General features: G+C 62.4%; 10 protein-coding genes. 7 read left to right on the top strand and 3 right to left on the bottom strand.

Annotated elements, in window-relative coordinates; genetic code table 11:
* Window positions 1–538 precede the first annotated feature (538 nt).
* The 3 genes from tnpA to tnpC all read left to right on the top strand — a co-directional run bounded on the left by tnpA (window position 539) and on the right by tnpC (window position 2,868).
* A complete protein-coding gene (gene tnpA / locus B5Y19_RS25065) occupies window positions 539–937 on the top strand; it encodes an IS66-like element accessory protein TnpA (RefSeq protein WP_176168730.1) in 399 nt (132 codons plus the stop codon).
* Window positions 934–1,290: an IS66 family insertion sequence element accessory protein TnpB gene (tnpB, locus tag B5Y19_RS25060; RefSeq protein ID WP_055730734.1), complete on the top strand. Its 357-nt coding sequence runs from the start codon at window positions 934–936 to the stop codon at window positions 1,288–1,290. The genes tnpA and tnpB overlap by 4 nt, the downstream gene beginning before the upstream one ends.
* A gap of 99 nt (window positions 1,291–1,389) precedes the next feature.
* Window positions 1,390–2,868 carry an IS66 family transposase gene (tnpC, locus tag B5Y19_RS25055; RefSeq protein WP_139384560.1) on the top strand — a complete coding sequence of 493 codons (1,479 nt, stop codon included), beginning with the start codon at window positions 1,390–1,392 and terminating at the stop codon, window positions 2,866–2,868.
* A 1,146-nt stretch (window positions 2,869–4,014) separates the two neighbouring features.
* Here the strand turns inward: tnpC and B5Y19_RS25050 are convergent.
* The 3 genes from B5Y19_RS25050 to B5Y19_RS25040 all read right to left on the bottom strand — a co-directional run bounded on the left by B5Y19_RS25050 (window position 4,015) and on the right by B5Y19_RS25040 (window position 5,001).
* On the bottom strand, window positions 4,015–4,386 hold the full coding sequence (locus B5Y19_RS25050) for a DUF6481 family protein (protein ID WP_176168729.1): 372 nt from the start codon (window positions 4,384–4,386) through the stop codon (window positions 4,015–4,017).
* Window positions 4,387–4,399: 13 nt separating this feature from the next.
* Window positions 4,400–4,654, bottom strand: a complete 255-nt coding sequence (gene rpsU, locus B5Y19_RS25045) for a 30S ribosomal protein S21 (protein ID WP_055730744.1) — start codon at window positions 4,652–4,654, stop codon at window positions 4,400–4,402.
* A 137-nt stretch (window positions 4,655–4,791) separates the two neighbouring features.
* Window positions 4,792–5,001 carry a cold-shock protein gene (locus B5Y19_RS25040; RefSeq protein WP_038361902.1) on the bottom strand — a complete coding sequence of 70 codons (210 nt, stop codon included), beginning with the start codon at window positions 4,999–5,001 and terminating at the stop codon, window positions 4,792–4,794.
* A gap of 347 nt (window positions 5,002–5,348) precedes the next feature.
* On the opposite strand from B5Y19_RS25040, the gene B5Y19_RS25035 reads away from it, so the two are divergent.
* The 4 genes from B5Y19_RS25035 (at window position 5,349) to B5Y19_RS26275 (ending at window position 7,716) form a co-directional block, all read left to right on the top strand.
* Window positions 5,349–5,564 carry a hypothetical protein gene (locus tag B5Y19_RS25035; RefSeq protein ID WP_055730743.1) on the top strand — a complete coding sequence of 72 codons (216 nt, stop codon included), beginning with the start codon at window positions 5,349–5,351 and terminating at the stop codon, window positions 5,562–5,564.
* A gap of 144 nt (window positions 5,565–5,708) precedes the next feature.
* Window positions 5,709–6,047 (top strand): hypothetical protein, encoded by a 339-nt coding sequence (locus B5Y19_RS25030; protein ID WP_055730742.1) that lies wholly within the window; start codon window positions 5,709–5,711, stop codon window positions 6,045–6,047.
* A gap of 594 nt (window positions 6,048–6,641) precedes the next feature.
* A complete protein-coding gene (locus B5Y19_RS25025; RefSeq protein ID WP_139384558.1) occupies window positions 6,642–7,091 on the top strand; it encodes a hypothetical protein in 450 nt (149 codons plus the stop codon).
* Window positions 7,092–7,563: 472 nt separating this feature from the next.
* Window positions 7,564–7,716 (top strand): hypothetical protein, encoded by a 153-nt coding sequence (locus B5Y19_RS26275; protein ID WP_156367151.1) that lies wholly within the window; start codon window positions 7,564–7,566, stop codon window positions 7,714–7,716.
* The last annotated feature ends 386 nt before the right edge of the window (window positions 7,717–8,102 follow it).

Genomic DNA, 8,102 nt, shown 5'->3' with positions numbered 1-8,102 from the left:
TCCGCGCCAAGCCGCCGTGGAGCTCAAGCGAAACGCCACCGCCGTCCCGCGGCGTCACCACGGTCATCGATCATCGAGCGGATGGCCGCCGTCGCGTACATCGTTCTGTGGTTGACGGATGCCTATGCGAGAGCAAGCTGGCGGCCAGGAGTGGCGCCTGCGGTGCTTCGTATGCGAGGAAGGTCGCGCCTACGTCGCGAAATTTGTGCGGGCTTATCTCCTGTCGATCATCTCACGTCGTGCCTTGGCGAGCAGGATTTAGCTGCCGTTGCCTTATATGCAGCCATTTCAGTAGGGCTCGGCAGGCGCCCCAAGCTTCAACGGCTTAGGGGCGTCAACGCGGATCGGCGCCTAGCTCCAGAGCTGCCCTAACACTTCGGCGGCAGATAAAGGTGAACGGGGCGTTGCATCCGCTCGAATGTAAGCGCTGTTCCGATCGCACCTTCTTTGCAGCGCGTTGAGCGCCCACTCTGACGATCCTGATTTGGAGGATCGTTTTGTGTCTAGGCTTGACCATAGACTTGAGCCTGAGGGTGAGGTGCGCCGCTTCGAGGTGATCACCGGGGCGATAGGCCGACGGCGGTGGAGTGCCGATGACCGGGCGCAGATTCTTGAAGAGACGCTGATCCCCGGAGCGGTCGTCTCCGAGGTCGCACGCCGGCATGGCCTGACGCCGCAGCAGTTGTTCACCTGGCGCCGCGAGGCGCGCAAGGCCGCGCAGGCGGTGCCGGCCTTCGTGCCGGCTGTCGTCGCTCCCGAACCGGTTCTCGCCGCGGAGCCGCCGGCAGCATCGGCGCGCCGAAAGCGGCGCAGTCGGCAACATCGGCGCGCGGCGGCGATCGAGATCGACGTCGCCGGTGTGAAGGTGACGATCGAGAATGGGGCCTCGCCGGCCACGATCGCCGCGGTGCTGGGTGCGTTGAAGGCCGGCTCGTGATCGGACCGACCGGCGCGGTCCGCGTCATGGTGGCGACGAAGCCGGTCGACTTCCGCAAGGGTGCTGAGGGCTTGGCGGCGTTGGTTCGCGAGAGCATGGGCGCCGACCCGTTCTCCGGCACGGTCTATGTGTTCCGGGCGCGGCGCGCCGACCGGATCAAGCTGGTCTACTTCGATGGAACCGGCGTCTGCCTGTTCTCCAAGAGGCTGGAGGACGGCAAGTTCCAGTGGCCTGCCATCGCCGACGGTGTCGTGCGGCTGACGGCTGCCCAGCTTCAGGCCTTGCTGGAAGGTCTGGACTGGCGCCGCGTACATGAGCGGCGCCAGACGCGCGTTCCAATCGCCGCAAGTTGATCGGCCCTGCGCTAGCAAGCCACTGTAATCCATGATTGAATCGGCTTTGTGAGCGACGCGGCCGAACCTCAGACCAATGATCCGATCGCGCTTCGGGCGATGCTCGCGGCGGAGCGTGCCGAGAACGAGCGGCTGCGCCAGATCATCAAGGAGCTGCAGCGCCATCGCTTCGGCCGCAGGGCCGAGAGCCTGCCAGTCGATCAGTTGCTGCTGGGGCTCGAGGAGGCCGAGCAGATCGAGGCCGAGGGTTTTGCCGGCGAGGAGGCTGCCGACCCTGCCAAACGGGCCGAGCGAGCCAGGAAGCGCCGCGCCAACCGCGGGGCGTTGCCGGCGCACCTGCCGCGGGTCGAGCAGATTATCGACATCCAGGACAAGACCTGCCCGTGCTGCCGGCGCGCGCTGCATGCCATCGGCGAGGATGTGTCCGAACGCCTCGATATCGTGCCGGCCCAGTTCCGCGTGATCGTGACGCGCCGGCCGAAATACGCCTGCCGGACCTGCGAGGAGGTTGTGGTGCAGGCGCCGGCGCCCGGCCGGCTCGTCGAGGGCGGCATCCCGACAGAGGCCACCGTCGCCCATGTCCTCGTCTCGAAATACGCCGATCACCTGCCGCTCTACCGTCAGGCACAGATCTATGCCCGGCAGGGTGTGAACCTGGATCGCTCGACCTTGGCCGACTGGGTCGGCAAGGCCGCCTTCCTCCTGCGGCCCGTCCATACGCGGCTGTTCGAGCGCCTGAAGGCATCGGACAAGCTCTTCGCCGACGAGACCACGGCGCCGGTGCTCGATCCGGGCCGTGGCCGCACCAAGACCGGCCAGCTCTTCGCCTATGCCCGCGATGACAGGCCCTGGGGCGGATCGGATCCGCCTGGCGTGGCCTATCTCTATGCGCCGGATCGCAAGGCCGAGCAGCCGATCCGGCATCTTCAGGGCTTCGTGGGCACGCTGCAGGTTGATGGCTACGCAGGCTACAAGGTCCTGGCCGAACGCAACGCGGTGAGCCTGGCGTTCTGCTGGAGCCACGTCCGGCGCAAGTTCTATGAGCTGGCCCAATCCGGGCCGGCGCCGATCGCCACGGAAGCTCTCGCGCGCATCGCGGCGCTCTACCACGTTGAAGGCGAAATCCGCGGCTGCTCGGCCGAGGAACGTCGTGCTGCCCGGCAGGCCAGGAGCCGCCCCATCGTCACGGCGCTGGAACCGTGGCTCAGGGAGAAGCTCGGCCTCGTCAGCCAGAAGAGCAAACTCGCCGAGGCTATCCGCTACGCCCTCTCGCGCTGGCAGGGCCTCACCCGCTTCCTCGACGACGGCTGCGTCGAAATCGACTCCAACGTGGTCGAGCGCGCCATCCGGCCTATCGCGCTCAATCGCAAGAACGCGCTCTTCGCCGGCTCAGACGGTGGCGGCGAGCACTGGGCTGTCATCGCCTCGCTGGTGGAGACCTGCAAGCTCAACGCCATCGACCCGCAAGCCTATCTCGGCGACGTCATCGCCCGCATCGTCGCTGGTCATCCTCAGAGCCAGATCGACGACCTGCTGCCCTGGGCCTACGCGCCTCAGCCGCTCAAGGCCGTGGCCTGAAAACAGCGGTTACACTCGAATGGCGAGAAGTGCGGTATCGGTGCACCTATCCTCGATCGAGGATTCTTATCACGAGGATTGAGGGCCGCTCAGACGGCGCACTTCCGTTAGCACCCAACCAACGAGATTGGCCCCTAGCTGACGCTGGCAACGTCCGCTTGAAGGTACCCCGATCGTGCCGGCGGCGAAGGCGGCGATCTGGCTCCTAGGTGACGTTTGGGGCCCTTGCTTCTGCGACTTGTCAAATGCGGGAGCAATAGTGGTCGACGTCTGCGACGAAGCCCCCCCTTTGCGCCACGAATATTGCGCCAGGAGCCGGCTCTCATAGGCGCCGCGTGGGCAGACCACCATTAACTTGAAAGCGTCCGTCGGTCCTAGCAAGATCGGTTACGATAGCGGCGGGATTGGTGCAGCGCCTGGCTGAATCGTAGACCAGGCAGACCAGATGATCGACATTCGATGATCAACTGATCGGCGACCTCCGGTGCCCCAAGTTGGCGCGTGTCTGACCGGCTGGAGGTCGTGCTCGCGCATCAGCCGCCTGATCTTCTTGTGGTAGGCGGCGACGCAGCGCCGCCTGCATCCGTCGATACTAGGCCTCGAAGCTGTCGGAGATCGTGACGATGGTCTCGACGAGCGCGGTGTCGTCGATGCTGGCGGCCGGCTTATCGTAATAGGTCGAGCGCGCGATCCCCATCAGCCAGCATCCTTCTGCATGGAGATGCCGCCGGGCTGGCGACGGCGGATGATCGAGCAGATAGAGCGCTCCAGCAGATCGGTGCCCCCACCGGTTCGATCCTCGATCTTACTCTTGTATCCATTGCCGCCTCCCGTTTCGCGATCAGGTAGAAGCGCGCCTGCGTCGAGTGATACTGTTTGCCGGCCTGGCTTTCGCCTTCGCTTCTGGAGTGGCTACGGAGGTATCTGCGTCAGCAGCCTCTTTTGCAAGCCGCAGCGCCCGTAGCTTCGCCGTGCGCTCACGTAGGGCGACCTGTTCCATGCGCAACGCTTCCAGAGCGGTTTTCGTATCAGTGCGACGTTGCGCAGCGAGCGTCGCCCTGCTCCGGGCCCGGAGCTTGGCTTCTTCTGGCGGAACCTTCTTATCCGACATCGGCAACTCCTTGCGAACGCACGATGCCAAGTCGTTCAGCGTCGTTTTCCTGACGTGCGTTCCTGCATGTATTGCACTGCCTCGAGCAGAACCTTTCGGGGGCGCTCGGCTTCGATCTTCGCCAGCTCGGCCTGGCGCGCAGCCTGGCGGGCGAGTTCGTTCTGGCGCTGCTGCTCGGCGAGGCGTTCGCGTTCGATCGCCGCAAGTCGCTCCTCTTGGGCGCGTTGGGCAGCCTTTTCCGCCTCTCGCTCGGCTCGCGCGCTCGCGACAGCTTCGCGCTCGGTACGGCGCCGGATCATGATCGGATCATCGGCCTTGGGGCGCGCCTTGAAGCGCTCCAGCAACGCCTTCTTGGCGTTGACCGAACTGACTTGGCGATCAGCAAAACTCTGCGGGTTGAAGCTCAAGCCTGACCCTCGCTCATCGGGCCTGCGCGGGCCGCGCGGGCCTCTCCACGCGCTTCGGCGCCGGCAGCAATCCTTCACGCTGAGCCAGCTTGCGTGCTGCCTTACGGGCGCGGCGGATAGCTTCAGCCTTCTCGCGGGCTCGTCGTTCGGATGGCTTCTCGTAGGAACGCCGGGCCTTCATCTCGCGAAACACGCCTTCACGCTGCATCTTCTTTTTGAGGACGCGGAGCGCCTGGTCAACATTGTTGTCGCGGACGAGAACCTGCATTCGAGCATCCTTCTGTAGTGATCAAAAAAGGGCCGGGTTAATCCCGGCCCCCGTGGGCGTCCGTCGCTCAATCGAGCAGGCGCCGCTAGATCCACGGTCACCGCTGATCCGATTACCGCGCCGGGCGGCGCCTTGGCTCACTCTGCCTGCAAGTTGTCCGCGGAGACCTTCCCGGACCGCTTGTCCTGCACCAGCTCGTAAGAGACCTTCTGGCCTTCCTTGAGTGTGCGCAATCCGGCCCGCTCAACGGCGCTGATATGAACGAAGGCATCCTGCCCACCGTCTTCAGGCTGAATGAAGCCGAAGCCCTTATCCGTATTGAACCATTTGACTGTGCCGCTGGCCATGTCGACCTCCTGAAAAAGCGACGCATCATACGTCGCGGATGCGGCGCATGTCTCGATTTGAGCAGGAAGTTCGTCAGCAGTGCGCGGCAAAGCGCGGGGCCAATTCATTCGGCCTACATCGATTTTTCTAAGGTGGGACTTGGGAAGTAAAATGTCAAACGAAGCTTTTGTGCTTCGAAATATTCTGGAAATTGCGGGATTAGGGCCGATGGATCGTCGTTCATCGGCAAAAGAGCGATATGAAGATAACTTTGAGTTGGTGCCTCTCCGGCCGAAAAGCGAGTCAGATTCTGCGAGCATGGAACAACCATGCTCCGCGCACTGTTTCCTTTCCGATCGGAAGGCTCATGTCCCAGAGGCTCACGGTATGCCGCATCGGCAAGGTCTGGGCGGCGCGAGACGTAACGGGCGCGCACTACGGGCATTCCAACGACCTCTTTGAGGCAATTGCCGTCGCGGAGCGCCTTGCAAGCCATTTCGGCGGGGGTACCGTAGTCCTCACCCTTGAAGCAGAAATGCACCTGCGTGAACTGCTTCCGAAGGCGGCCTGCCGATTGAGCTGATCGCCCGCACGCAGTCATGTGAGGACATGTTAAAATTGACATTCCATCACAATTGGCGTCGGCTGCAAGCAAGCCGACTACCCCCTTTATCGGGCGGTTAGCATCCTCAGTTCCCGCGTCGCACGCGGACGATCGGCGGCCCAAGTGAAACCCACAGTCGAGGCGTACACGGTCGCGTTGCCGTGGTACGAGCGGGAAGATTTCCAGCGCCTTTGGGAGCTGGCGCACGACCACGATGAAATGCCGGGCGACTACGATGTTTGGCACGCAGCCGCGCTCGACGTTATCAATGCTTGGCTAGAGCGAGGCAGAGCGCTTCAGATCATTACGATCCGGCCAGACGAGTTTCTCGCATGGCTTCGCGTTCGAGGGCTGCCGAACACCGCGGTCACCAGGCTGAAGTATGTCGAGGAAAAGGCCGCCCGATCAGGCAGCGAGATTGCGGATATTGGGATCGTGGCGGATGCTGGTTCAGCTTCCTGATCAAACGCCGATAGCCGAAACGCTATCGCTCTTTCACCATCGCTTAGAGCGGGCCAAGCTGCGATGACTATCGAGCCGCGCGGTGGACGGGATGGTAGACCATGAAACAAGAGCCGGCCTAGCTCGGCTCCTCCTCCGCCGTCCCGAACTTGGCAATGAGTTCATAAGGTTCGCATCGACACCGACTGGGGCAGACCTGTGCCAGTCGTATGAGTTGGCGTGGCAGGCAGTGATGTACTGGGCAGAAGTGCCAGGACGGGAAACTTCAGAAGTAGCTGCTGATTTCCGGCGATTGATTACCGCCTTCGAACAGGAAGCTTCACAGGTCGTCGCAAATTCAGACGCCCACCGGCGAAGGGTGTCCGGCTAAAAGCGCCACCGCATCCATGCGATCCACGCTCCAACCGCGACGGCTGCCATGCCGGCAGCGCTGACAAGGGCATCGCCCCCATAGTTGAGACGATGCGGCGGGATTGGCAATGCCGCAGAATGCGCGGTCATCTGTAACTGCCATGATGAACGTTTGGCCGCAGCTTCTCATAACACAAGTTGATTGCCTCGAAGGTGAACGGTCAGAGCGAGATGGAGTTCAGATTGGCCACAAATATTGTACTTTCAGTCGGTTTTCTTGTCGTTCTCACCGGGGCGATGAGCGCAGTCTCCGCTAACGAGCGAAAGGACACGCGAAATCTCTACGAACTCACAGTAAACTCCGCTCGCGCACTGGAGAGCAGTCCGTTTGACCGCCCCGCCAACCAGAGGCTTAGAGCTGCGCTGACTGCTAAGATAGATGCCTTCAGCTTCGACATCGAGGGAAACTACAAGGGAGTTCTGTTTAATTGCGAATATGCCGCACGGCAGCTAGTAGTGATCCTTGACGACGCCATCCTGTCAGAGCGGCCGGTAGCGTTAGCCGAGGTCAAGCTGATGCTGGAACGTGCCATGGACTGGGAGACCGAGATGGAGGGCTGCCGCCGCTTTTTGAACGCGCTGCCAACCAAGGTCGACATGCGAGCCGTAGCGCGCCGGGTCGCCGGCAACTAGCTGACACATCGGAGAAGGCGCCTTCCAGGGCTCGCTTATGTTTGGTCACCCGGTTGCTGATCTCATCCGCGTCGCACCCATCGTTGCGAGGACGGAAACGCTGACTAAATCGGGAACATGAACCTGCTCCTGAAGCACGGCCTCCAAGGTTAAGGAGCCGCGCCGTGTCCGCGAGTGCCGTGAAGGCGCGAGCTGAGCCCGAGACGGCAGAGGATTTGTCAGACCCGCCGGTTGAAGCTGCCCTGGCTGCCTCCGACGCTTGCGGCGGCAGCAGAGCGTGCCTTGCAATTCGAACACAATCGGCGCCTAGTCACGGTTTGCCCGCTGGGCGGTCGCCCGTTCAGGCGCACAGATCAGAAGCCCGACGCACGTCTTTCGGATTTTCTCGTAGCCTGAACTCCGCGCGATCGCGCCAGGTGCTGCTTCGACCTTCGCTATACTGCCGCGGCGATATCCGAAATACTGGACTCTAATGAACGATCAAAAGCTCTTGGATGTATCGGTATCGGTGGCCTGCGCTCAATTCGACGCATCGCAGGCCAAGGTGGATCAGAGCCGGAAGCCTCAAATCTGGCAGCATCTGCGCGAAGAACTGCGCGCCATCCCGCGTGGGGTGATGGCGTGACCGCGTGTCTGCGTCATTCGCTGCGCCGACCGTGATCTCGTATTTCCGGCGGCTGGCAGCTGCTTTCAAACTCGTCAGTCGCCAGGAGTTCAGCTTGCCGAATCGCCCGCCCAGGTGGAATCAGCCCGCTTCTCTGAGTGAGATGCAATCCGCGTTCGACCGAGCGTGGGAAATGCTCCAGACGACCGGGGCAGTCTCACCGGACAGTTTCACACCGCAGCGGCAGGAACTCTGGGGTATTGTGATGAAGCTGATGCGAGACGGGCAGAGCGGAAATTCGACCTTGGCGCAAGACGCCGTCGATGAATTCATCTCAGCACAACGAAGAGCCGATTGATCGGCGCCTTGATCTGGACGCATCTGAGCAGATCGACTGTGAACCCTTA

Origin of the sequence: Allobosea thiooxidans, assembly GCF_900168195.1 — a bacterium.
GTDB classification, from domain to species: domain Bacteria; phylum Pseudomonadota; class Alphaproteobacteria; order Rhizobiales; family Beijerinckiaceae; genus Allobosea; species Allobosea thiooxidans.
This window is presented reverse-complemented; position numbering and strand designations above follow the sequence as displayed.